The sequence below is a fragment of the Pseudomonas sp. P1_A1 genome (genome assembly GCF_056406935.1).
In genome coordinates, this window is record NZ_JBFTZE010000008.1 from 286,376 (window position 1) to 308,117 (window position 21,742).

Genomic DNA, 21,742 nt, shown 5'->3' on the forward strand with positions numbered 1-21,742 from the left:
CGCAGCTCGCAGCCTTCGGCAGCTCCTACATCGCACACCAAATGTAACGTCTCTCCGTTGGCCACCCGGCCCACACGGCGTTATCGTCCCCGGCAGCTTTGACTCAATGGATTGAGGTAACAGCGCCATGACTGCATCGATACACATCTGCAAGGCAACGTCTGCCGACGCCGGCATCATCAGCCGGATCGTCGAGCGCTCCATTCGCGTCGGCTGCGCGCTCGACCACCGCAATGATCCTCGAACGGTCGCCACCTGGACCCACAACAAAACCATCGAACACGTGCAGCCCTGGCTGAACGACCCGCGGTTGTACCTGAACATCGCTCTGTTGCAAGACAAACCGGTCGGCGTCGCCATGGCGGCGATCAGCGGCAAGGTTGCGTTTTGTTACGTGCAACCGGAATGGTTTCGACGCGGCGCCGGACAAGCGCTGGTGCATGATCTGGAGACGTGGTTGATCACTCAGGGTTTGCCCCAGGCACGTCTCAACAGCACGCGCACCGGCGAAGCGTTTTACCACCGCCTGGGTTACCGGGCTTGCGCCGAAGCCTTCACGGTGGCGGGGCTCCACGCCATTCCCATGCACAAGGCGCTGCCGCCACCTTCATAGAAAGCTGATCGAGGGTCTAAATCCTCGAGCTCTTGATGCGTTTCCAGAACAGGAAAACCTGCAAGTGCGCCCCGTGAGCGGAATGCGCACCTGCCCGGTGTGCAGTTTTGGTCACTATCAACAGGGGTCGAGAGATGTCAGTCGCTACCAGCCTTATCGAAGATCAGCCGGCCCGGATTGTCCCGACGCCTGCCGAGACGCTTTATCAGTTCAACGAATCACCGCTGCTGACCCGTCAGAGCCAGCAGGAATCGAACGCCCGCAGCTACCCGCGACGCATACCCCTGGCACTCAAGCGTGCCAGGGGCATTTATGTCGAAGACGTCGAAGGCCGCTGTTTCATCGATTGCCTGGCCGGTGCCGGAACCCTGGCCCTGGGGCACAACCATCCGGTGGTGATCGAAGCGATCCAGCAAGTGCTGAGCGATGAACTGCCGCTGCACACCCTCGACCTGACCACGCCGGTCAAGGACCGGTTTGTCCAGGACCTGTTCGGTCTGCTACCGCCGGCATTGGCCGCTGAAGTGAAGATTCAGTTCTGTGGCCCCACCGGCACCGATGCCGTGGAAGCCGCGCTGAAACTGGTGCGCACCGCCACCGGGCGCAGCACCGTCTTGTCGTTCCAGGGCGGTTACCACGGCATGAGTCAGGGCGCGCTGAGCCTGATGGGCAGTCTGGGGCCGAAAAAGCCGTTGGGTGCCTTGCTCGGCAATGGCGTGCAGTTCATGCCGTATCCCTACGATTACCGTTGCCCGTTCGGGCTCGGTGGCGCGCAGGGCGTGCAGGTCAACCTGAATTACCTGGAAAACCTGCTGAACGATCCAGAGGCCGGCGTGCAATTGCCGGCAGCGGTGATCGTCGAAGTGGTGCAGGGCGAGGGCGGGGTGATTCCGGCCGATCTCGACTGGCTGCGCGGTTTGCGGCGCATCACCGAGCAGGCCGGCGTGGCGCTGATCGTCGATGAAATCCAGAGCGGCTTTGCCCGCACCGGCAAGATGTTCGCCTTCGAGCACGCCGGGATCATTCCGGACGTGGTGGTAATGTCCAAGGCCATCGGCGGCAGCCTGCCACTGGCGGTGGTGGTCTATCGCGACTGGCTCGACACCTGGCTGCCGGGCGCCCATGCCGGAACCTTCCGCGGTAATCAGATGGCCATGGCCGCAGGCTCTGCGGTGATGCGCTACCTGACCGAACACAAGGTTTGCGAGCACGCCGCTGCCATGGGTGAACGCCTTAGCGAACACTTGCACATCCTGCAGCGGAACTTCCCGCAGCTGGGGGACATTCGCGGGCGTGGCTTGATGCTGGGTGTCGAACTGGTCGACCCGACTGGTGCGCCGGACGCTCAAGGCCATCCACCGGTATTCGGTCGTCTGGCGCCGCTGGTGCAGCGCGAATGCCTCAAGCGTGGGTTAATCCTCGAGCTGGGTGGGCGTCACGGCGGTGTCGTGCGTTTCCTGCCGCCGTTGGTGATCACCGCCGCCGAAATCGATCGGGTGGCCGACATTTTCGGCAGGGCCATGGCCGCAGCCACCGCCAGCCTCTAAATTTTCCGGCGCCTCGAACGTTCTTTTTACATAACGGTTGCGCACGGCGTGCAGCCCACCCTATAGCGATGGAGAGACAGCATGACGTCAGTATTCGACCGCGAGGACATCCTCTTTCAGGTCGTGGTCAACCACGAAGAGCAATACTCGATCTGGCCCGACTACAAAGCCGTGCCACAAGGCTGGCGCACCGTGGGCAAGAGCGGCCTGAAAAAGGAATGCCTGGCCTACATCGAAGAGGTCTGGACTGACATGCGTCCAATGAGCCTGCGCCAGAAAATGGAAGAGCAGGCGGCCGTGGCTCACTGAGTCATTACGCAAGAAGAAGCCCGCTGAACCGGTAAGGTCAGCGGGCTTCTTTGTTTTTTGAACATCAAAAGATCGCAGCCTTCGGCAGCTCCTACATGGGAATCGCGTACAACCGCGAAACATCGGCTGGACACAAATTCTGTAGGCGCTGCCGAAGCTGCGATCTTTTGATCTTAGGTGGCAGGTTTACCGCTCAACCCGGTGATCACCAAATCCACATTCCCTTCCAGCTCGGCCACCGGATCCGCCGCATCGACACTCAACACCGCCAACCGACTGCCTGCCTGCGAGATCGCCGCTTTCACCGCCTCCGACGGCTGTCGATGATGCAACACCACCGCCACGTCATGGTCCTTGAGCGTCGCACTTAACTGCTTGAGCGCTTCAGGCGTCCACTCGGCATCCGGCCGTGGATCGAGGCCGATCAGCTCCAGGTTGAGGCCGCCGATCAGGTAGCCGAAATGATCGCTCAGGCTCATCACGCTCAGGTTATCGGCACTGGCCAGCCGCGCTTCGCTGTCGGCACTGAGCTTGAGCAGGCGCTGCTTGAGCGCTGCCAGATTGGCCTCGATGGTCGGTTTGGCCGCCGGCGCCAGGCGCACCAGGTCCGCCGCCATCACGTCCGCCATGCGCCCCATGTTGTTGCTGGAAAGCCACGGCTGGCTGTTCAAACCGTCGACCTTGCTGCCGGGCTGCACGGCGATGCCGGGAAGGGCGCCGTCCACCGGGCGGGCGGCGTCGACTTCGACGATACGAATATTGCTGCGCCGGGATATCGGGTACAGCGGATCATCCGCCCACAGCGAACGCAGACCAATCACTGCATCGGCGCCGGTCGCCAGTTTGGCCAGTGCCGGAGCACCACGGCCAGTGAAATAGGCGGTCTGCCGGCTGCCGGGCAGATTGTCCGGCGCGGCCCGTTCCAGTTTGACTTCGGTGCCTTTGAGCAACACTTCGCCCAGACCATAGGTGATCGGCAAGGACGCCAGCACGTGCAGTGGTTTGGCGCTGTCCGCCGCAAAGCCAGTATTGGCCAGACCGCACAGGGGCAATGTGAAGGTCAATGCCAGGGTCAGTTGACGCAGAGAAAAACACATTTATCCGAGGTTCCCTTTCAGACTTGGGACGATGCCGCGAGCGATCGCGGCCAGGGCGAAGGCGATACCCGCCACCAGAATGATCGCGGCACCGGACGGGACAGGCAGGTCAAAGACAATCGGTGCGAGAATTCCGCACAAGGTGCTCACCGTGGCAATCAGCACCGAACACCAGAAAAAACCCTTCAGCGACTGGCTGAGCAACCGCGCGGCCGCCGCTGGAATCACCAGCAGGGCGCCGACCAGAATCGCGCCGATGACTTTCACCGCTGCCACGGTGATCAGGGTCACCAGGATCACGAACAGGTAGTCCAGGGTTTTCACCGCCACACCGCGTACCGCCGCCAGTTGCGGGTTGAAACTGGCGAGCATGATGCGGTTGTACAGCGGCAGGGCCAGTGCCATGACCAGCGAACCGACGATGGCCAATACCAGCAGGTCGTTGCTGTTGACCGTCAGTACCGAGCCGAACAGCACGTTTTCCAGAATGTGCACATTGATCTTGCCCGCCAGGATCAACAGCAGGCTCGCGCCCAGTGCCAATGACACCGACAGAAACACGCCGATCAATGTATCCGGCGCCAGACCCGTGCGGTTGCGCAGGTAGTTCAGCAAAATCCCGAACAGCAGGCAGTAACCGAACAGGCTGCCATAAGGCCCGGTGTAAGGTTCACCGAGCAGAATGCCGATGGCCACGCCAGTCAACGCCGCGTGACCCACCGCTTCGGAGAAAAATGCGAAGCGCTTGACCACCACCAGCGTGCCCAAACCGCCCAGCACCGGGCCGATCAGCAATCCGGCGAGCAGGGCGTTGACCACAAATCCATAGGCCAGCGCTTCCGGCAGGTAACCTTGCGAGGCCCAACCCTGGACCATCAAACGAAAGGCTTCGTAACTCATCAGGCAGCGCTCCGGGGATGGGTCGAGAACAAGGTCAGCAGTCGTTCCGGGGTCAGCGCCTGTTTCGGTGTGGCATCGAACAGCACCCGGCGATTGAGCCCGGTGACCCGGTCCGCCAGACGCCCGACCGCTTCCAGATCATGCTCGATCCACAGCACGGTGATGCCGCTCTGGCGCCAATCGCCCAGCAGCCGTTCGAACACTTGGATACCGGCCTCATCGAGCGCCGACATCGGTTCATCGAGCACCAGCAACTGTGGCGCCGGAATCAGCCCTTGCGCCAACAAAACCCGCTGGCGCTCGCCGCCGGACAGCGCGCCCATGCGCCGTTTGCGTTTGTCCTGCATGCCGACCCGTTGCAGTGCCTCGCCAATGGCCGTTGCGTAATGCTTGCTCAAGCCGAGAAACGCCGGGCGTCGCTGACACATGGCCGCCATGAAGTCGTCGACGGTCATCGGCAAACCGCGATCAAACTCCAGCGCTTGCGGCACGTAGCCGATGGTCCCGGGTTCGCCGGGCCACTGCAGGCTCAAGCGACCCGAATGCGGCATCTGCCCGAGCAGGGTCTTGATCAGCGAACTCTTGCCGCCACCGTTGGGGCCGACCAGGGCATGCACGCTGCCGGATCGGACCTGAAAAGTTACGTTGTCGAGGATCGTCGTGCGACCGAGGGTCAGGCTGACTTCAGCGAAGTCCAGGGTCGGGCCGGCGCTTTGTACGGTCAGGGTTTCTTGAGCGGTCATGCGCCTGACTCCTGAATCGCCCGAACCACAGTATTGAGGTTGCCGGTCATTTCTTTTTCGTATTTGTCGGCGGTGTATTCGCCATAGGAAATGTGCGACAGCGGATACAGCTTCACCCCGGATTCGCGCTGGATGGTCTCGACGTAGGTGGACGGGAAATCCATCTCCGAGAAGATCACTTTCACGTCCAGTTCCCGCAGTTGATCGATGGTCTTTTTCAACTGGCTGGGGCTGGGTTCGATGCCATGTGCCGGCTCGACCACGGCGGTGACTTCCAGGCCGAACTCGCGCAGCAGATAGTCGTAGGCGGCATGGACCGTGGCCACGCGCAGCTCGGCGTTCGGCGCCTGGGTCAGTTTGGCCAGGGCATCGGCGCGCATCTGCCGCAGGCGCTTGCCATAGGCGCGGGCATTCTGGGTGTAGGTTTTGGCGTTGGCCGGGTCGAGCTTGCCCAACTCTCGGGCAATGTTGTTGACCTGGGCAATCGAAGCGCTGATCGACAAGAACGTGTGCGGGTTCACCACTTTACCGGCACCGCGAGCGGCGACACCGGTGGCGGCCAGCAGCGGCACGTTTTCGTTGGCTTCGATTACTTTGATATTCGGGGTTTCGCTGGCGGCGATCATGCGGTCGGCGAAGTCGTCATGGCCCACACCGTTGAGCACGATCACGTCGAGCCCGCTGATGCGTTTGATGTCCTCGGCGCGGGGCTCATAGGCGTGCGGGTTGAAACCGGCCGGGATCAACGGCACCACTTCGGCCTTGTCGCCGACGATGTTGGCCACGTAGCTGTAATAAGGGTGCAGGGTGATGCCAATGCGCAGGCGCTTGGCTTGGTCGGCGCTGGCCAGAGGCGTCAGCAAACAGGCAAGCAGGCCGAACAGCAGCGGGCGCAAAAAACGACGTTGAGATGAACTAGGCATGGGAAAGCGGTCTTCTCTCGGGTGAGGGCGAGGGTTCAGTGCCGATGCTGGCGGGTGACCCCGGCATCGAATTGCGCGACGATCTGCTGCCAGCCGGCGCTTTCGAGCGCGGCGTCAGTCAGATCAGTCGGGGCAGTGAGGGCTTTGCCGCGATTGAGCCAGACGTCTGGCGCATCGTCGTCAGCGGTCAAACGCATCAGGAACGAGCCGGCCACGGTGGGGGTCTGGCTCTGGCCGAAGTACGCCTTGGCGTCCAGCAATTGCCAGGCATGACCGCCTCGACTGATCGAACTGGCGTCCCGGGCAAACGGCGCGAAACCTTCATCGGCGAGGGTGGCGGGTGTGGGCAGCGCTTGCTGCTCCTCACGCAACAGATGGATTTCATCCAGCGTGACCCGCAGGTCTGCGTAAATACCTTGCTCGGATGCGCTCAGGTCGCGACGGGCATCCAGTTGGTGGCTGCCGACGCTGCTCACCTCCCGGGATTCGCCGCGCCAGGCGACCACCGAGCCGGCCACCGCCAGAATCATCAGGCACAACAGCAACACATAGAGGGTTTCATGGCCGGCTCCGGCCGGGCGCACCACTTGGGTGGTTGGCGTGGTCATGCTCATGCTCAGGGCGCCTCGATGTCGGTTTGGTCGATCTCGACCACGTGGCCGGGACCGGCGTCGAACAGCACGTAGAATTCAGCGCCGGGCTTCTTGAACGTCAGGGTCGAATCGGCACCGAGCTTGCCCGGCAGCAGAATGGTTTCGTCGTAGCCGATCACATCCAGGGTCACGCCCGGGGCGCCGCTGCCGTCAGAAAAACCACCGGTGCAACGGATCTGTTCGGCGTCAATGGCTTTGCATTCGCACATCGGGTTGTGGGCCAGGGCGCTGACGCTGAAGACGGTGCAGAGCACCAGTAAAATGGGGCGAAAGGCGCTGATCATGGTTTGCCTCCTTGTCTGTTCAGCCATGCGACGGTGGCCGGGGACGCCTGGCTCAGGGGAATGGAGGCTTGATGCATGGCGCCGTCCCAGCCCTCCATGGTGATCCACAGCTCAGCGTCGTTTTTGGTCTTTTCGGGGACCGGCAGCGCGGCGCCCATGTGGTAGGGCGTGCCGAAGAAAATCACTCCGGCGGTGCGCAGGCTGCGCGGTTTGCCAATGCGCAGGTAAGTCGCCTTGACCTGATCGCGACAGCTGTCGCAGAGCGCAGCATTGAAGGACTTCAAGTAGCCGGCCGGGCCATCGGATACCGGGGCTGCGTTGCGCAATTCAGCCAGGCGCAGGCTCCAGGGGCCGACTTGAACTTCACCGACTTCACGTTCACCCAGGCCGGTGTCTCCGCGAAACAGCGCCGCGTCGGCGAAGTATTTGGGCATGAACCCCAGGGGCACCAGCAACAGCAGCACGTTGATGTGGAAGCGCCATGTGTGCCAGAAGCGGCTTAGCGGCGAGCGCGGTTTTTCTGCTGCGACCTGGCTCATCGGCTGCCCTCCGGGGCTTCGCGGCACATGGCCGGGGCCGGCTGGCCGGTCAGCGCAGCCCGTGGATGCTTGTTGTTGCGCTTGAGGGCATTGGCCGTGGCCAGAGCGGTGCGTTTGGTCCAGATCAACAGGCCGCTGAGGACCATCATGCTCAGGATCAGGCCGAAGAAGAACCAGATCAGCTTGATCCAGATACCGCCGAAGTCGCCGGTGTGCAGCGGACGCATGGATTCGGTCACCAGCTCCAGACCCGAACGATCCGACAGCAGGCGCGTGGTGGAAATGTCACCGGTGTAAGGGTTGACCTCGGCGCTCTGGTAGATCAACGGGTACCCACTGCGCCCGCTCACCAAAAGGTGGCTATAGGCATTGGCGGGCAGGCTGACAGAGCTGTCTTCCAGGCCGGGAATGCGTTCCTTGGCCTCGCGGATCGCGCTTTCCAGGCTGATCATCGGCGCCGGTGAACCATCGACGGTGAGCGGCACACTCTCACGCGGGACGACGGGTGCGACCGGTGCGGTGGAAATCGAAATATGGTTATCGAACAGGATCGCCTCAATCATGAACCAGGTGCTGGTGACGGAAATCACCGCAATGAACCAGATTGACCAGATGCCGCTGAGCCGGTGAAAGTCGCCCCAGAAAATCCGCGCGCCATGACGAATGCGCAGGGTCGGTCGCAAGAAGCCTTTCCAGAACCGTTTGTAGACCACAAGCCCCGTCACCAGCGACGCCAGCATCGGCAAGCCGAGGAACGACACCAGATACCAGCCCCAGCTGTAGCCGTTGGTGAACGGCACCAGCCACCAGCCATGCAGCGCGCGAGTAAAGGCCTGGAAGTTGAAGGGTGGAGCGGTGCCCTGAATCACTCCGCTGTAGGGGTTCACAAAGACCGTCACCGAGCGTCCGTCCGGGTAACTGACCTTCACGTCCAGGGCGAAATGCGACTCGTCGGGACGGTTGATACTTTCGACCAGCGTTTGGGGCTCGGCCTTTTTGATGGCGGCGATGATCTGGTCATAGCTGAGCAGTGGCGCGTCGTCCGAAGGCGGGCTGGCGCGCATTTGCGGGTTGGCCAGCCAGACGATTTCCTGACTGACCACCGCCAGCGTACCGGTCACGCAGACGATCAATACAAAGAACCAGATGGGCAGGGCCAGCCAGCTATGGACCAGAAACCAGAGTTTTGAACGGGATTTCTTMGACATGATTAAAGGTCTTGTTTCGATGAGAGGACCTCTGCTGCGGGCTTCCCAGCGTTGAGGTCCATGAAAGGCCCGGTCGTGGCTTTTGCCTACGCGACCGGCTGCATCTAAATAAGACGTATGAGCATCGGAAATCCCGAAAGGGGATATGAAAGTAAATGTTTCGTGTTTTTGCGCTGTGGGGGAGCAGCCAATATTGATGTTGAATGTGATGGCCCCATCGCGAGCCTGCTCGCGATGGGGGCTGATCACGTACCGAAGCTATCAACCCTGCTTGAACATCTCCTTCGCCCGCTGTTCGATCTGTTCCTGCGTCAGATCCTCCTTGCGCGTGGCCAGAAACCACAGATGCCCATAAGGATCCTTCAAGGTCCCCGAGCGGTCGCCATAAAACTGATCCTTGACCTCGGACACCACCGTGGCACCGGCATCGATGGCCTGCTTATAGGACTTGTCCACATCGTTCACATACAAATGCAGGCCCACGGACGGCGATTTGTCCGGGTTGCTCAAAGGGCCTTGGGCGCAGGGTGTGCCCAGCATGATCGGGCAGTCGCCGATACGCAGTTCGGCATGCCCGATGCCGCCATCGGGCATGGCCAGGCGCATGACTTCGGTGGCGCCAAAGGCTTTCTTGTAGAAGTCGATGGCTTCGGCAGCTTTCTGAATGCCCAGATAAGGGGTGATGCTGTGATAACCCTCTGGAATGGGTTTAACGCTCATGACGGTTCTCCCTTTATTGTTGTGGAGTTAGGGTGTTCCTTCGCCGTTTTCCGGTCGAACAACTATAGGTCAGCCTCTTCACCGCAACCGAGTGCCCGACGAGCAGTCGCCGCGGCCCTGAGCCACGACAGTGCGCTGCGCTGCACACTGATCGGCTAAATCGACAACTGCATCAAGCGCTCGCCCTGCAGGTTTTCCGTGGGGCGGCGCTTGTTCACCGCCAGTTCGCCGATCTTGATCAGCCGCGTGCGCGTCACGTTGCGGCTCAACCCCAGCAAGGCAGCGGTGTGCACCTGGTTGTAGTGGCTGAAGCGGTAGGCGGCCCGCAACAACGCATCTTCGACTTTCTCGTGCAGTGCACCGGCCTGTTCCTCGAAGAGCTTTTGAAAGGCTCGATCGAGCAAGGCTTCCGGTGAGTCGTCAGCGGAGGTGTGATGGTCGTCCTGACGCTCGATGCGCATGTTCGACAGTCGCAAGTCATCGCGCTCGATCACGCCGTTGCGGCAGATCAGCAGGGTGTGATGAATGACGTTTTCCAGTTCGCGGATGTTGCCCGGCCAGCTGTAGCTGCGCAGTTTGTGTTCGGCCTCTTTGCTGATGGTGATGCTGCCGTAACCCAGGCGCTGGCTGTAGGCTTCGATGAAATGCCGGGTCAGCGGCAGGATGTCGCCGGGGCGCTCGCGCAACGGGCTCAGTTCCAGGCTGACCACGTCGAGACGGTAATACAGGTCTTCGCGAAAGTGCCCGGCATTGATGGCTTTCTCCAGTTGCACATTGGTCGCCGCCAGCACTCGCACATTGATGGGAATGCTCTTGCGCGATCCCAGTCGCACCACTTCGCGCTCCTGCAGCACCCGCAGCAATTTCACCTGGATAGCCATCGGCAGATCGCCGATTTCGTCGAGGAACAAAGTGCCGCCATCGGCCTCTTCGAACCAGCCGGCCTTGGCGCTCAGTGCCCCGGTGAAGGCGCCTTTCTCATGGCCGAACAATTCAGCCTCCACCAGCGATTCAGAAAAGGCGCCGCAGTTCACCGCCACAAACGGCCGGTTGCGGCGAGCACTGAGATTGTGGATATGCCGCGCCACCAGCTCTTTACCGGTGCCGGTTTCACCGATGATCAGCACGCTGGCTTCACTCGGCGCGACCTGCTGCAAGTGCGCGAGCAAAGCCTGGGATTTCGGGTCTTCGAACACCTGCGCCGTGGCGCGGATAGAAGTGGCCAGCGCGGGCGAGGGCGGTAAGGTCAGCAGTTGCATGGGGCAGGCTCCCTGAATGGAAAACTATGAATAGAAGGTCGGGATCGGCAGGGACTGGTTCAGCGCCCAATCGCCCAGTTCATGGAGTTTGTAATCCACCGGGTCGTGCAGGGTTTGCGTGCGCAGGTTGCGCCAGTGACGGTCGAGTCGCAGCGAGGCGTGAGTCGAGCGGGCGCCGGTCACTTCGAACAATCGGCTGCACAACTCCAGGCCATTGCGCGTGGCGGCGACCTTGGCGGTGGCGATCGCGGTGGCCAGATGTCCGCGCTCCTCGGCGCTCAGATTCGGCCCCTTGGCCCAGGCCTTGTCCAGCAACTCGGCGGCCCGTTCCACCAGCAAGCGAACACCTTCCAGGGCCACCCAGAACTCGCCGTAATGGCCGAGTACGTAAGGATCCTGGCGCACATCCGGAGCGCTGGATTTGTGCCACGGACGGGTCTCGGTGAGGGTGTACTGCCGCGCTTCTTCAAAGGCACCTTCGGCAATGCCGAGGAACATGTGGGTGAACGTAAGCTGGGCGATCAACGGACGCAGGCAGGCGAACGGCGTGCTCAGCGGGCCGGGGTCGAGCAGCAATTCCGATTCTTCGACCCGCACCCGTTCAAACGTTGCGCTGCCGCTGTCGGTCTGGCGCTGGCCCATGTTGTTCCAGTCATTGTGCAACGTGATGCCGCTGCGCCCGCTGGGAATCGCGGCGATCAACAACTTGCCGCCGGCACTTTCATCGACGGCCGAGGCGATCAGCATTTCCGAATCGCTGGCGCCGGAGCAGAAGCTTTTCTTGCCGGAAAACTCGCGCCAGCCTGCGAGGTTTTTCACCACGGTGCGGRTGTCCAGCGGATTGAGGGCGTTGCCCCAGAACCAGTGTTTGCGCGCGGTCTGTTCAAACCATGGCTGCCATTGTTCGGGCCGGGCGAACAAGCGGACGGTGGCGAGCATCAGGTGATGGAAGCCGAAGACATGCGCGATCGAACTGTCGACCTTGGCGAACTCGCGCACGATGGTCAGGGTTTCACTCCAGCTGGCGCCGAGGCCGCCGTACTGGGTGGGAATGCTTAATGCGAGCAGGCCGCTGTGGCGCAGGGCGTCACGTTCGGCTTTCGGCGTACCGCCGCGTTCATCGCGCTCGACAGCGGTCAGGGCAAATTCGCCGGCCAGTTGGCGGGCGGTCTGCAAGGGGGACGACAGGGCGCTTAGCGGCTTGGCAGTCACGCGCAGTTCCTTCTTTCAAGCGAACCGTAGGGCCGGGGTCATCATCAGGCTTTGGCGTGAGCCGGCAGCACATCATTGGCAATCATTTCGCCAAACGGCCCAGTGAGGTTGGTGACGCCACGTCCGGCCAGGCTGGCATACGGCTCGGGCAGCAGCGGGAACACCAGTTCGGCAAAGCGATAGGCCTCTTCAAGATGCGGGTAGCCGGAGAAGATGAAACTCTCGATCCCCAGGTCCGCGTACTCCTTGATCCGCGCCGCCACCTGCTGCGGGTCGCCCACCAGCGCAGTCCCGGCACCGCCACGAACCAGACCGACACCGGCCCAGAGGTTGGGGGAGATTTCCAGGTTGTCACGACGGCCGTCATGCAACGCGGCCATGCGTCGCTGGCCTTCGGAGTCGAAGCGCGAGAACGACTTCTGCGCCGCCGCGATGGTCTCGTCGCTGATGTGTTCGATGAGTTTGTCGGCGGCTTTCCAGGCCTCCTCGGCGGTTTCGCGGACGATCACATGCAAGCGAATCCCGAACTTCACCGTACGACCGTTGCGCGCCGCGCGCTCACGAACATCGGCAAGTTTTTCAGCCACGGCAGCGGGTGGTTCGCCCCACGTCAGGTAAACGTCGACCTGCTCGGCAGCCAGGTCATGAGCCGCATCGGACGACCCCCCGAAATACAGCGGCGGATAAGGTTTCTGCACCGGTGGATACAGCGCCTTGGCGTTCTGCACCCGCAGGTGTTTGCCTGCGAAATCCACCGCTTCGCCTTGCAGCACGCGGCGCCAGATCTGCAGGAATTCGTCGGTGACTTCGTAGCGTTCGCTGTGATCGAGGAAGCTGCCGTCACCACGGTTCTCATCCGGGTCGCCGCCGGTCACCACGTTAATCAGCAAGCGACCGTTGGACAGTCGATCCAGGGTCGCGGCCATCCGCGCCGAGACCGTCGGCGAAATAATCCCCGGACGGATCGCCACCAGATACCGCAAGCGTTCGGTCAGCGGCACCAGGGCCGAAGCGATCACCCACGAGTCCTCGCAGGAACGTCCGGTGGGAATCAGCACGCCGTGATAACCCAGGCTGTCGGCGGCTTGGGCCACTTGTTTCAAATAGTTGAGGGTCACCGGGCGCGCACCCTGAGTAGTGCCCAGATAATGGCCATCGCCGTGGGTCGGCAGAAACCAGAAGACATCCATGAAGAAATCCTTAAGCGATTTTCAGCAGATTTTTGGGGTGCACGCCGAACAACGGCGCCGCACGTTCTGCAGCAAGACGAATGCGGGCCTTCAAGGGCTCACTGGTTATTTGGTAATTGGAGAAGTCGGCTTCGGTGGCGTACACGCCAATCGGCAAGGTCAGGGCCTGGAAGAAACTGAACAGCGGCCGCAACTGATGATCGAGCACCAGTGCGTGACGTTCACTGCCACCGGTGGCGGCCAACAGCACCGGGGTGTCGATCAACGCGTTGAGGTCGATCAGGTCGAACAGGTGCTTGAGCAGGCCCGGGTACGAACCGCGATAGACCGGTGCGGCGACGATCAGCAGGTCGGCGCTTTCGATGGCTTGCAGTTCGGCTTCGATGTCGGCGCTCAGTTCCTGACGCGACAGCGCGGCGCCCAGCGGTCGGGCGATATCGCCCAGTTCGATCAACTTGCTCTCGATCGGCAACTGGCCGGCCAGTTCGGCCAGCAGCGCCTGGGTCAGCACCAGCGTGCGGGACGGACGCCAGGTACCGCCGGAGAGGGCAACGACTTTCAATGGACGCGACATGAACAGTTCCTTTTTAAACAGTTGCTCAGCGAGCAGTGAGTAGTCACCAGCGTTGAGCAAGAGCTATACCAATCCTTCGAAGCCCCCGTGTTCCGCGGATTTCAGCGCGTCGGTGGGCAGGCGCTGTGCGATTTGACGGGCGGTTTGTTGATCGACTGTTGCCAGGCAAACAGTTGCGTGAGCAACAGTGCTGACGCAATGGGGGTTGTTTATAAAGGCTCGGTGTTATTCCGCAAAATACCGTAAATTGATATTTATAGATTGTTTGGGTATATGCGGCTTGCCATAGGAGCTGCCGAAGGTTGCGATCCTTTCATCCCGATACCCACTATCGAGAGCATTGATTTCTGCCCTTCAGGGCGCGCGGGTAGCCTGTGTTCATTGCCCCGAACCCAGATAGCCGGACGCCCGAAATGAAACCTCTACTTGCCACTTTCTTGCTGCTCGCCGTTTCCGTTCTCGCCGGATGTGCCAGTCATGTCTCACCGGAACTGCGCCCCTACACCGCCGAAGAAACCCGGGAACTGGCGCTGGAAGCCTTGAATCGTCGGGGCTTGTCCTTCGAGGAGTACCACGCGAAGAAAGCCGAATTGCTCGGCCAGCCGACCAAATCGATCAGTTTTGACAAGCAAGGCGAGATGAACGCCGAACGCGCGGTACAGCTGCACGCTCGCCCAAGCTGAGCGACAACTGTACTGCTCGAACTTTCACGCAACTGTCCATGGGTTTCCCTCAAGGCGTGCGATAGGGTCAACACCTGACTGACCCTGATGGACTGCCCCCCATGCTCTCGCTCGACCTGCTGCTGGGCTTTGCCCTGTTTGCCCTTGTCACCTCGATCACCCCCGGCCCGAACAACACCATGTTGCTGGCCTCGGGCGTGAATTTCGGCTTTAGCCGCACCATCCCTCACATGCTGGGCATTACCTGCGGCTTCTTCGTGTTGGTGGTGGCCGTTGGTTTCGGCCTGGGCACGGTGTTTCAAACCTATCCGTTGCTTTACACCGTGCTGCGTTATGTCGGCGCGGCGTATTTGCTGTTCCTGGCCTGGAAGATTGCGCATTCCGGGCCGGTCGCCGAGGGTGAGCAGGGCGAGGGCAAGCCGATCAGTTATTTGGGCGCGGCGGCGTTTCAATGGGTCAACCCCAAGGCCTGGATCATGGCCATCGGTGCCATCAGCACCTACACGCCGATGCAGGGCTATTTCACCAATGTGATTGTGATTGCCGCGGTCTTCGCCCTGATCAACCTGCCGAGCGTTGGTGTGTGGGCTGGTTGTGGCACGCTGTTGCGCAATGTGCTGCGCGATCGCCGCTGGCTACGCCTGTTCAACTGGGGCATGGCCTTGTTGCTGGTGGCTTCCATGTATCCGTTGTTGCTTGAAAGTTTTAGCTGACGCATTGCTTCAACCGGTTGCCTGATGCCTGTTAAGCTCGACTTCAGGAGCGTTCCTACGCACTTTTAAATGAAGTTGTTCTTCTTTAACGGCCTCCGATCAGGTATTGCTATCGTTCTGAAAATTCGGCGCCGCTCATAAGGCGGCGCTTTGATATTTCCAGTGACGAGCTTCCTGATCCCGGAACACGCTCTGCGAGTCTTCTATGAATAAACGTCCGTTGTATTTCGACTACGCCGCCACCACGCCGGTGGATGAGCGGGTCATCAAGGTGATGGTCGAGTGTCTGGGTTTTAGCGGAAACTTCGGCAACCCGGCATCCAGCTCCCACGCTTTCGGTCAACAGGCCCTGCAAACGGTCGAGCACGCACGGCGCCAGGTCGCCGAACTGGTGGGCGCCCAGGCCGAGCAGATCGTCTGGACCTCCGGAGCCACCGAATCCAACAACCTGGCACTCAAGGGCGTTACCCAGGCCCGCGGTGTGTCCGGCGGACATATCATCACCAGCCAGATCGAACACAAGGCGATTCTCGACACTGCCAAACAATTGCAGGATGCCGGCGTTGCCGTGACGTATCTGGTGCCCGATGCCGAAGGCCTGATAACTCCGCAAGCAGTCAGCGAGGCGATGCGCGAAGACACCTTTCTGGTGTCGCTGATGCTGGTCAACAACGAACTGGGCACCGTCAGCGACATCCCGGCCATCGGCCAGGTGGTGCGTGATCGCGATGCGCTGTTCCACGTCGACGCGGCTCAGGGCGCGGGCAAAGTGGCGATCGACCTGGCCCGGTGGCCGGTGGATTTGATGTCGTTCTCGGCGCACAAGGTCTACGGCCCCAAAGGCATCGGCGCACTGTATGTCGGGCCTCGCGCGCAACAGCGCCTGCAGGCGCAGATCCACGGCGGCGGCCATGAGGGCGGGTTGCGTTCCGGTACTCTGGCGACGCACCAGATCGCAGCCATGGGCGTCGCCTTCGCGCTGGCGGCCGCTTCGTTCGATGAAGAAAAAGCCACCATCGTGCGCCTGCGTGAACGCTTGCTCGATCAACTGCTGAGCATTCCCGGTATTCGCGTCAATGGCAGTCCGACCCAACGCATTCCCCATACCCTGAGCCTGACCTTCAACGAAGGCGAGTTCAATTCCGCGGCGTTGAGCACCTCGATCGCGTTTTCCGCGACGTCGGCCTGCAACTCCGCCAGTAATGCGCCATCCCATGTGCTGCTGGCGCTGGGGCATGACGCGCGCTCGGCCAGTCGCACCATCCGCCTGAGCCTGGGGCGTTTCACCACCGAGCAGGATATCGACCAGGCTGCGCACCTGATCAAAACGGCCGCCGCCAGTGCTCCGGCATTCTGGGCGACAGGTCCTTAAGCGCCGACTCTGATCGGCACCAATAATGATGAAGTGGTTAGCAGGAGACATGATGAGTACGCAGCCTTCGATCAATGGATTGGTACCCCGGCGCCTGGCGCAAACCCGCGAGCTGATGAGCCGGGAGGGCATTCATGCTCTGTTGGTGCCGTCGGCCGACCCGCACCTGTCGGAATACCTGCCGGGCTATTGGCAGGGGCGGCAGTGGCTGTCGGGTTTCCATGGCTCGGTCGGCACGCTGATCGTCACGCCGGATTTCGCCGGCGTCTGGGCCGACAGCCGCTATTGGGAACAAGCGAGCAAGGAACTCAAGGGCAGCGGTATCGAGCTGGTCAAGCTGCAACCGGGTCAACCCGGCCCGCTCGATTGGCTGGCCGAGCAAACGCCTGAAGGCGGTGTCGTCGCAGTCGATGGCGCGGTGATGGCCGTGGCGTCGGCGCGTACCCTGAGCAGCAAACTCGAAGAACGCGGCGCACGTCTGCGCACAGACATCGATTTGCTGAGCGAAGTCTGGAGTGATCGCCCGAGCTTGCCGAACGAGCCGATTTATCAACACTTGCCGCCTCAGGCGACCGTCAGCCGTGGCGAAAAACTCGCCCAGCTGCGTGACGTGTTGAAAGAGCGCGGTGCCGACTGGCATTTCATCGCCACCCTCGATGACATCGCCTGGCTGTTCAACTTGCGCGGTGGCGATGTGTCGTTCAACCCGGTGTTTGTGTCCTTCGCGCTCATTAGCCAGCAACAGGCCACCTTGTTCGTCGCCCTGAGCAAAGTCAGCGCCGAGCTGCGTGCCATCCTTGAACAGGACGGCGTGACCCTGCGCGATTACAGCGAAGTGGCCGCCGCCTTGCGCGCCATACCAGGCGGCGCGAGCCTGCAAGTCGATCCGGCGCGGGTCACGGCGGGTCTGCTGGATAACTTGAACAGTGATGTGAAACTGGTCGAAGGCCTGAACCCGACCACTCTGGCCAAGTCGCAGAAAAGCCTGGCCGATGCAGAGCACATCCGTCGGGCCATGGAGCAGGATGGCGCGGCGCTGTGCGAATTCTTCGCCTGGTTGGAGGCGGCATGGGGGCGTGAACGCATCACCGAACTGACCATCGACGAACACCTGACCGCGGCCCGTACCCGGCGCCCGGATTATGTGTCGCTGAGTTTCAACACCATTGCCGCGTTTAACGCCAACGGTGCGATGCCGCATTACCATGCCACCGAAGAAGAACACGCAGTCATCGAGGGTGACGGCCTGTTGCTGATCGACTCCGGTGGCCAGTACCTGGGCGGCACCACCGACATTACGCGGATGGTGCCGGTGGGGACGCCGACTGACGAGCAGAAGCGCGATTGCACCCGCGTACTCAAAGGCGTGATTGCACTCTCCCGCGCACAGTTCCCACGGGGCATTCTGTCGCCGTTGCTGGACGCCATTGCCCGCGCACCGATCTGGGCCGAAAGCGTCGACTACGGTCACGGCACCGGCCACGGCGTCGGCTACTTCCTCAACGTTCACGAAGGCCCGCAAGTCATCGCCTATCAGGCGGCAGCCGCGCCGCAAACTGCAATGCAGCCAGGGATGATCACTTCCATCGAACCGGGCACCTACCGTCCGGGCCGCTGGGGCGTGCGGATCGAGAACCTGGTGTTGAACCGCGAGGCGGGCAAGAGCGAGTTCGGTGAATTCCTGAAGTTCGAAACCCTGACCCTGTGCCCGATCGACACCCGCTGCCTGGAACCGTCGCTGCTGACCGAAGATGAAAAGCAGTGGTTCAACGGTTACCACGCCGAAGTGCGCGAGCGCTTGAGCCCGTTGCTCGATGGCGCGGCCCTTGAGTGGTTGAACACCCGGACCGCGGCTATTTGATGGGCTTGAACTCAGGCGCTGTTTCCAGCGCCTGGCTCATGCCTGGTTATTGCGCACGCAGGGCTTCAAGGACGAAGTCCAGTCGATCCTGGCCGAAGAACAGCTGATTCCCGACAAACATGCTCGGCGCGCCAAATACACCGCGTTGCACCGCTTCCTCGGTGTTCTGCTTGAGGGCGGCTTTGACGTTCTCATCGGCGGTCAGCGCCAGCACCTCATTCGGGTCGAAACCGTTTTGCGTCAGCACGGCGGCAACGGTCGCGGGATCATCGAGGCTGCGCCCTTCCACCCACAGGGCGTGAAACAGGCAATCGATAAACGCCTGAAAGCGTTCCGGATGGCGCAATTGAATACCCGTGACTGCGCGCATCAACATCAGGGTATTGATGGGGAAGTGCGGGTTGAACTTCAGCGGCACACCATAGCGTCTGGCATAGCGATCCAGGTCCTGAAACATGTAGCGACCCTTGGCTGGAATGGTTACCGGGGAGGCGTTACCAGTGGCTTTGAAGACGCCGCCCAGCAGCATAGGTCTGTAGATCAGCTGACTATCGGTCTGCGCGCAGATTTTCGGCAGCTGGGTGTAGGCCAGGTAGGTGGCGGGGCTGCCGAGGTCAAAAAAGAACTCCACGGTTTTGCTCATGGTCGATGTGCTCTTCTTTTTGTCGTAGGGGAGGGCTTACCAGCGTTCGTTCCAGGGGCGCAGATCCAGCTCGAACGTCCAGGCGTCCCGTGGCTGGCTGTGTAAGTGCCAATAGTTTTCGGCGATGTGCTCGGGGTTGAGGATGCCGTCCTGATCCTTGGTCGCGTATTTTTCCGGAAAACTGTCGCGGATAAAGTCGGTGTCGATGGCACCATCGACCACCACATGGGCGACGTGGATGTTCATCGGCCCCAGCTCGCGGGCCATGCTTTGGGCCAGGGCGCGTATCCCGTGCTTGGCGCCAGCGAAAGCTGCAAAACCTGCGGCACCGCGCAAACCGGCGGTGGCCCCGGTGAACAGAATCGTGCCCCGTTGGCGGGTGACCATGCGTTTGGCCACTTCGCGAGCATTGAGAAACCCCGAGAAACAGGCCATTTCCCAGATCTTGAAATACTTGCGGGCGGTTTCTTCGAGAATACTGCACGGCACATTGGCGCCGATATTGAAGACAAACGCTTCGATGGGGCCGATCTCGGTTTCGATCTGCTCGACGAGCGCAATCACGTCCTCTTCTTTGCGCGCATCGCAGGCAAAGCCATGAGCCTCGCCGCCGCTGATCGTGATGGCATCTACCAGAGGCTGAAGTTTGTCTGCGCTGCGACGCGTGACGCAGGCGACGTAACCTTCCCGGGCAAAACGCTTGGCGATGGCGCCGCCGGTGGCATCGCCTGCGCCGACGACCAATACGATTTTCTTGTTATTGATAGCGGTGGTCATGGATGTCGCCCTTTGCTGAACGGTCAGTGACTGACGAACGTTAGCAGCATCCCGGGCAAAGCGCCTACCGAGCTAAGCAAACCCGATAGGCGTGGAAGGTTATTTGCAGATGACGATCATACTGCGGCTGGTATAGCCGGCGGGGTTAAGGCCAAACGGATAATCTCCGGGTTCTTCGACCGCATCCCCTGACTTGGCGATCACCTTGTAACCCTTGGGCGCGCACGAATTGGCAGCGCTGGCGTAGCACTTGTCCCAGGAGGACGACAGTCCCGAACAGTTGATATGCAGTCCTTTCTTGCCGTGTTTGATCTGGGTTTGCGAGGTCGCCGCGCAGCCCGCAACTGCAAGCACGGCGATCAGTATCAAAATTCGTTTCATTGCTGTCCTTATAGAGGCCCCGGATCTTCGTGCCCGGGTCTGCCTGCATTCGCTTTTGCTTGAAGCGTTCTGATATCCCTATCTGAAAAAATCCATGTCTGACACTGAGTTACGTGACCTAAACATGGCCTAATTGAGCGGCAAATACCAGACCTTCGTCAAATCTCGTATCAATCCGCCGCAACTGCGGGCTTGGCGGTGCTCCCCATGGTCATGGTTGCGCCGACGGACGCCAGGATGATGCACAGGATTGCCATCCACTGTGACAGGGAAAGGTATTCATGGAGGAACAACAGGCCGGACAGTGCACCGAACGCGGGTTCGATACTCATCAATGTGCCGAAGGTCCGGGCCGGCATCCGTGTGAGGGCGACCATCTCCAGGGTGTAGGGCAGGGCAGTGGACAGAATCGCGACCCCGATGGCCACGGGAATCAGCGAGGGTGTCAGCAGCGCAGCACCAGCATGGACGATACCGATGGGGGCTACGAACAGTGCAGCAATCATCACGCCCAATGCGGCGGTCTGCACGCCATTGTCGGCACCGGCCTTCTGGCCGAACAGAATGTACAACGCCCAGCAGACACCGGCGCCAAGGGCATAACCTGCGCCAACCAGATCAATGCCTGCACTCGTGGCGCCAGTCGGAATCAACAGCAGTAAACCTACTGCTGCCAGAGCGATCCACAGAAAGTCGATCGCCCGACGTGAGGCATAAATAGCAACCGCTAATGGGCCGGTGAACTCCAGGGCTACCGCGATACCCAGAGGGACAGTGTTCAAGGACATATAGAAGAGGAAGTTCATGCCGCCCAGCGCCATCCCATAGACAATTACCGTGCGCAGGGACTTTACGGTGAGCTTCGCTCGCCATGGGCGTAATAGCAGCAGCATGATCACGCTGGCGAAGATCAGCCGCAGGGTGGTGGTCCCTTGAGCGCCAATAACCGGGAAGATGCTTTTGGCCAGGGAGGCTCCGGACTGGATCGATGCCATGGCTATCAAGAGCAGGCCTACCGAGAACAGGGTCGAGGCAAGGCTGCGGGGGTGATCATTCATTGCGTGGCATCGTCCGAGGTGAGAAACGAGAGTAGTGCGTTATGTGTTGGGCAATATACTGCGCATTCGTCGCGATTGCGTCTATATATAAGCAGGGATTTTGAACATCCTGATAGAAAAGCGTAATCAGGGGTTGACGGCAGATTCTGGACGTCTATAATTCGCCCCACTTCCGGCGCAGTCGAAACGGAAAACTCCTTGGTAAACAACGAGTTACGCAGTTTTCGACAGCGATTACGCTTCAGTTCATCGAAGCCAGAAGGAGTTAGTAAGGCAGGATGTTGTCGCCTTATTAACGATTCGATCTTCTCGGTCGAAAGCGGAGAAAAAGAGGTGTTGACAGCAGCGACTAACGCTGTAGAATTCGCCTCCCGCTAACGAGAGATCGGAAGCGCAAGTGGTTGAAGTTGCTGATGTTTCTTACGGGAAACTTTGAAAACTTCTGAAAATAACCGCTTGACAGCAACAGAGGCTGCTGTAGAA

General features: G+C 60.8%; 24 protein-coding genes. 7 read left to right on the top strand and 17 right to left on the bottom strand.

The window, feature by feature from the left end:
- Positions 1–127 precede the first annotated feature (127 nt).
- From AC1D2Q_RS14890 to AC1D2Q_RS14900, 3 genes are all read left to right on the top strand, one after another.
- The gene (locus AC1D2Q_RS14890; RefSeq protein WP_477813655.1) at positions 128–613 is read left to right on the top strand and encodes a GNAT family N-acetyltransferase; all 486 of its coding nucleotides are present in this window, start codon (positions 128–130) and stop codon (positions 611–613) included.
- A gap of 134 nt (positions 614–747) precedes the next feature.
- The gene (locus AC1D2Q_RS14895; RefSeq protein WP_477813656.1) at positions 748–2,160 is read left to right on the top strand and encodes a diaminobutyrate--2-oxoglutarate transaminase; all 1,413 of its coding nucleotides are present in this window, start codon (positions 748–750) and stop codon (positions 2,158–2,160) included.
- 81 nt (positions 2,161–2,241) lie between these two features.
- Positions 2,242–2,469 (top strand): MbtH family protein, encoded by a 228-nt coding sequence (locus AC1D2Q_RS14900; protein ID WP_477813657.1) that lies wholly within the window; start codon positions 2,242–2,244, stop codon positions 2,467–2,469.
- 173 nt (positions 2,470–2,642) lie between these two features.
- On the opposite strand, the gene AC1D2Q_RS14905 is transcribed toward AC1D2Q_RS14900, so the two are convergent.
- From AC1D2Q_RS14905 to msuE, 13 genes are all read right to left on the bottom strand, one after another.
- Positions 2,643–3,566: a metal ABC transporter substrate-binding protein gene (locus tag AC1D2Q_RS14905; protein ID WP_477813658.1), complete on the bottom strand. Its 924-nt coding sequence runs from the start codon at positions 3,564–3,566 to the stop codon at positions 2,643–2,645.
- On the bottom strand, positions 3,567–4,466 hold the full coding sequence (locus tag AC1D2Q_RS14910) for a metal ABC transporter permease (RefSeq protein ID WP_477813659.1): 900 nt from the start codon (positions 4,464–4,466) through the stop codon (positions 3,567–3,569).
- Positions 4,466–5,209, bottom strand: coding sequence for a metal ABC transporter ATP-binding protein (locus AC1D2Q_RS14915; RefSeq protein WP_477813660.1), 744 nt, complete (start codon positions 5,207–5,209; stop codon positions 4,466–4,468). The genes AC1D2Q_RS14910 and AC1D2Q_RS14915 overlap by 1 nt, the downstream gene beginning before the upstream one ends.
- Positions 5,206–6,132, bottom strand: a complete 927-nt coding sequence (locus tag AC1D2Q_RS14920) for a metal ABC transporter substrate-binding protein (RefSeq protein WP_477813661.1) — start codon at positions 6,130–6,132, stop codon at positions 5,206–5,208. The genes AC1D2Q_RS14915 and AC1D2Q_RS14920 overlap by 4 nt, the downstream gene beginning before the upstream one ends.
- Positions 6,133–6,167: 35 nt before the next feature.
- A complete protein-coding gene (locus AC1D2Q_RS14925) occupies positions 6,168–6,740 on the bottom strand; it encodes a DUF6162 family protein (protein ID WP_477813662.1) in 573 nt (190 codons plus the stop codon).
- Positions 6,741–6,748: 8 nt separating this feature from the next.
- Positions 6,749–7,069: a hypothetical protein gene (locus tag AC1D2Q_RS14930; RefSeq protein ID WP_477813663.1), complete on the bottom strand. Its 321-nt coding sequence runs from the start codon at positions 7,067–7,069 to the stop codon at positions 6,749–6,751.
- Positions 7,066–7,608: a thiamine pyrophosphate-binding protein gene (locus AC1D2Q_RS14935; RefSeq protein WP_477813664.1), complete on the bottom strand. Its 543-nt coding sequence runs from the start codon at positions 7,606–7,608 to the stop codon at positions 7,066–7,068. Before AC1D2Q_RS14935 ends, AC1D2Q_RS14930 begins: the two co-directional genes overlap by 4 nt.
- Positions 7,605–8,816, bottom strand: coding sequence for a PepSY-associated TM helix domain-containing protein (locus AC1D2Q_RS14940; RefSeq protein ID WP_477813665.1), 1,212 nt, complete (start codon positions 8,814–8,816; stop codon positions 7,605–7,607). The genes AC1D2Q_RS14935 and AC1D2Q_RS14940 overlap by 4 nt, the downstream gene beginning before the upstream one ends.
- A 261-nt stretch (positions 8,817–9,077) precedes the next feature.
- Positions 9,078–9,536 (bottom strand): VOC family protein, encoded by a 459-nt coding sequence (locus AC1D2Q_RS14945; protein WP_477813666.1) that lies wholly within the window; start codon positions 9,534–9,536, stop codon positions 9,078–9,080.
- Between the two features lie 155 nt (positions 9,537–9,691).
- Complete coding sequence (locus AC1D2Q_RS14950; RefSeq protein ID WP_477813667.1) at positions 9,692–10,795, bottom strand: sigma-54 interaction domain-containing protein; 1,104 nt, start codon at positions 10,793–10,795, stop codon at positions 9,692–9,694.
- Positions 10,796–10,819: 24 nt separating this feature from the next.
- Positions 10,820–12,007: an acyl-CoA dehydrogenase family protein gene (locus AC1D2Q_RS14955; protein ID WP_477813668.1), complete on the bottom strand. Its 1,188-nt coding sequence runs from the start codon at positions 12,005–12,007 to the stop codon at positions 10,820–10,822.
- 44 nt (positions 12,008–12,051) lie between these two features.
- A complete protein-coding gene (gene ssuD / locus AC1D2Q_RS14960; RefSeq protein ID WP_477813669.1) occupies positions 12,052–13,197 on the bottom strand; it encodes an FMNH2-dependent alkanesulfonate monooxygenase in 1,146 nt (381 codons plus the stop codon).
- A gap of 10 nt (positions 13,198–13,207) precedes the next feature.
- Positions 13,208–13,771 carry an FMN reductase gene (gene msuE / locus AC1D2Q_RS14965; protein WP_477813670.1) on the bottom strand — a complete coding sequence of 188 codons (564 nt, stop codon included), beginning with the start codon at positions 13,769–13,771 and terminating at the stop codon, positions 13,208–13,210.
- Positions 13,772–14,184: 413 nt separating this feature from the next.
- On the opposite strand from msuE, the gene AC1D2Q_RS14970 reads away from it, so the two are divergent.
- The 4 genes from AC1D2Q_RS14970 (at position 14,185) to AC1D2Q_RS14985 (ending at position 18,400) form a co-directional block, all read left to right on the top strand.
- The gene (locus AC1D2Q_RS14970) at positions 14,185–14,454 is read left to right on the top strand and encodes a hypothetical protein (RefSeq protein WP_477813671.1); all 270 of its coding nucleotides are present in this window, start codon (positions 14,185–14,187) and stop codon (positions 14,452–14,454) included.
- A 101-nt stretch (positions 14,455–14,555) separates the two neighbouring features.
- Entirely contained in the window at positions 14,556–15,167 is a 612-nt protein-coding gene (locus tag AC1D2Q_RS14975; RefSeq protein ID WP_477813672.1) for a LysE family translocator, read from the top strand.
- 205 nt (positions 15,168–15,372) lie between these two features.
- Positions 15,373–16,539, top strand: a complete 1,167-nt coding sequence (locus AC1D2Q_RS14980) for a cysteine desulfurase family protein (protein ID WP_477813673.1) — start codon at positions 15,373–15,375, stop codon at positions 16,537–16,539.
- A 52-nt stretch (positions 16,540–16,591) separates the two neighbouring features.
- The gene (locus AC1D2Q_RS14985; RefSeq protein WP_477813674.1) at positions 16,592–18,400 is read left to right on the top strand and encodes an aminopeptidase P family protein; all 1,809 of its coding nucleotides are present in this window, start codon (positions 16,592–16,594) and stop codon (positions 18,398–18,400) included.
- Between the two features lie 46 nt (positions 18,401–18,446).
- Here AC1D2Q_RS14985 and AC1D2Q_RS14990 read toward each other — a convergent pair whose 3' ends face one another.
- From AC1D2Q_RS14990 to rhtA, 4 genes are all read right to left on the bottom strand, one after another.
- Positions 18,447–19,043: a 2-hydroxychromene-2-carboxylate isomerase gene (locus AC1D2Q_RS14990; protein ID WP_477813675.1), complete on the bottom strand. Its 597-nt coding sequence runs from the start codon at positions 19,041–19,043 to the stop codon at positions 18,447–18,449.
- A 36-nt stretch (positions 19,044–19,079) separates the two neighbouring features.
- A complete protein-coding gene (locus AC1D2Q_RS14995; RefSeq protein WP_477813676.1) occupies positions 19,080–19,820 on the bottom strand; it encodes an SDR family oxidoreductase in 741 nt (246 codons plus the stop codon).
- A gap of 99 nt (positions 19,821–19,919) precedes the next feature.
- Positions 19,920–20,201: a hypothetical protein gene (locus tag AC1D2Q_RS15000; protein ID WP_477813677.1), complete on the bottom strand. Its 282-nt coding sequence runs from the start codon at positions 20,199–20,201 to the stop codon at positions 19,920–19,922.
- 170 nt (positions 20,202–20,371) lie between these two features.
- The gene (gene rhtA / locus AC1D2Q_RS15005; protein WP_477813678.1) at positions 20,372–21,259 is read right to left on the bottom strand and encodes a threonine/homoserine exporter RhtA; all 888 of its coding nucleotides are present in this window, start codon (positions 21,257–21,259) and stop codon (positions 20,372–20,374) included.
- Between the last annotated feature and the right edge of the window lie 483 nt (positions 21,260–21,742).

Coding starts and splice junctions, on each gene's coding strand:
- AC1D2Q_RS14890 (WP_477813655.1), top strand. CDS start 128: ATGACTGCATCGATACACATCTGCAAGGCAACGTCTGCCGACGCCGGC.
- AC1D2Q_RS14895 (WP_477813656.1), top strand. CDS start 748: ATGTCAGTCGCTACCAGCCTTATCGAAGATCAGCCGGCCCGGATTGTC.
- AC1D2Q_RS14900 (WP_477813657.1), top strand. CDS start 2,242: ATGACGTCAGTATTCGACCGCGAGGACATCCTCTTTCAGGTCGTGGTC.
- AC1D2Q_RS14905 (WP_477813658.1), bottom strand. CDS start 3,566: ATGTGTTTTTCTCTGCGTCAACTGACCCTGGCATTGACCTTCACATTG.
- AC1D2Q_RS14910 (WP_477813659.1), bottom strand. CDS start 4,466: ATGAGTTACGAAGCCTTTCGTTTGATGGTCCAGGGTTGGGCCTCGCAA.
- AC1D2Q_RS14915 (WP_477813660.1), bottom strand. CDS start 5,209: ATGACCGCTCAAGAAACCCTGACCGTACAAAGCGCCGGCCCGACCCTG.
- AC1D2Q_RS14920 (WP_477813661.1), bottom strand. CDS start 6,132: ATGCCTAGTTCATCTCAACGTCGTTTTTTGCGCCCGCTGCTGTTCGGC.
- AC1D2Q_RS14925 (WP_477813662.1), bottom strand. CDS start 6,740: ATGACCACGCCAACCACCCAAGTGGTGCGCCCGGCCGGAGCCGGCCAT.
- AC1D2Q_RS14930 (WP_477813663.1), bottom strand. CDS start 7,069: ATGATCAGCGCCTTTCGCCCCATTTTACTGGTGCTCTGCACCGTCTTC.
- AC1D2Q_RS14935 (WP_477813664.1), bottom strand. CDS start 7,608: ATGAGCCAGGTCGCAGCAGAAAAACCGCGCTCGCCGCTAAGCCGCTTC.
- AC1D2Q_RS14945 (WP_477813666.1), bottom strand. CDS start 9,536: ATGAGCGTTAAACCCATTCCAGAGGGTTATCACAGCATCACCCCTTAT.
- AC1D2Q_RS14950 (WP_477813667.1), bottom strand. CDS start 10,795: ATGCAACTGCTGACCTTACCGCCCTCGCCCGCGCTGGCCACTTCTATC.
- ssuD (WP_477813669.1), bottom strand. CDS start 13,197: ATGGATGTCTTCTGGTTTCTGCCGACCCACGGCGATGGCCATTATCTG.
- msuE (WP_477813670.1), bottom strand. CDS start 13,771: ATGTCGCGTCCATTGAAAGTCGTTGCCCTCTCCGGCGGTACCTGGCGT.
- AC1D2Q_RS14970 (WP_477813671.1), top strand. CDS start 14,185: ATGAAACCTCTACTTGCCACTTTCTTGCTGCTCGCCGTTTCCGTTCTC.
- AC1D2Q_RS14975 (WP_477813672.1), top strand. CDS start 14,556: ATGCTCTCGCTCGACCTGCTGCTGGGCTTTGCCCTGTTTGCCCTTGTC.
- AC1D2Q_RS14980 (WP_477813673.1), top strand. CDS start 15,373: ATGAATAAACGTCCGTTGTATTTCGACTACGCCGCCACCACGCCGGTG.
- AC1D2Q_RS14985 (WP_477813674.1), top strand. CDS start 16,592: ATGAGTACGCAGCCTTCGATCAATGGATTGGTACCCCGGCGCCTGGCG.
- AC1D2Q_RS14990 (WP_477813675.1), bottom strand. CDS start 19,043: ATGAGCAAAACCGTGGAGTTCTTTTTTGACCTCGGCAGCCCCGCCACC.
- AC1D2Q_RS14995 (WP_477813676.1), bottom strand. CDS start 19,820: ATGACCACCGCTATCAATAACAAGAAAATCGTATTGGTCGTCGGCGCA.
- AC1D2Q_RS15000 (WP_477813677.1), bottom strand. CDS start 20,201: ATGAAACGAATTTTGATACTGATCGCCGTGCTTGCAGTTGCGGGCTGC.
- rhtA (WP_477813678.1), bottom strand. CDS start 21,259: ATGAATGATCACCCCCGCAGCCTTGCCTCGACCCTGTTCTCGGTAGGC.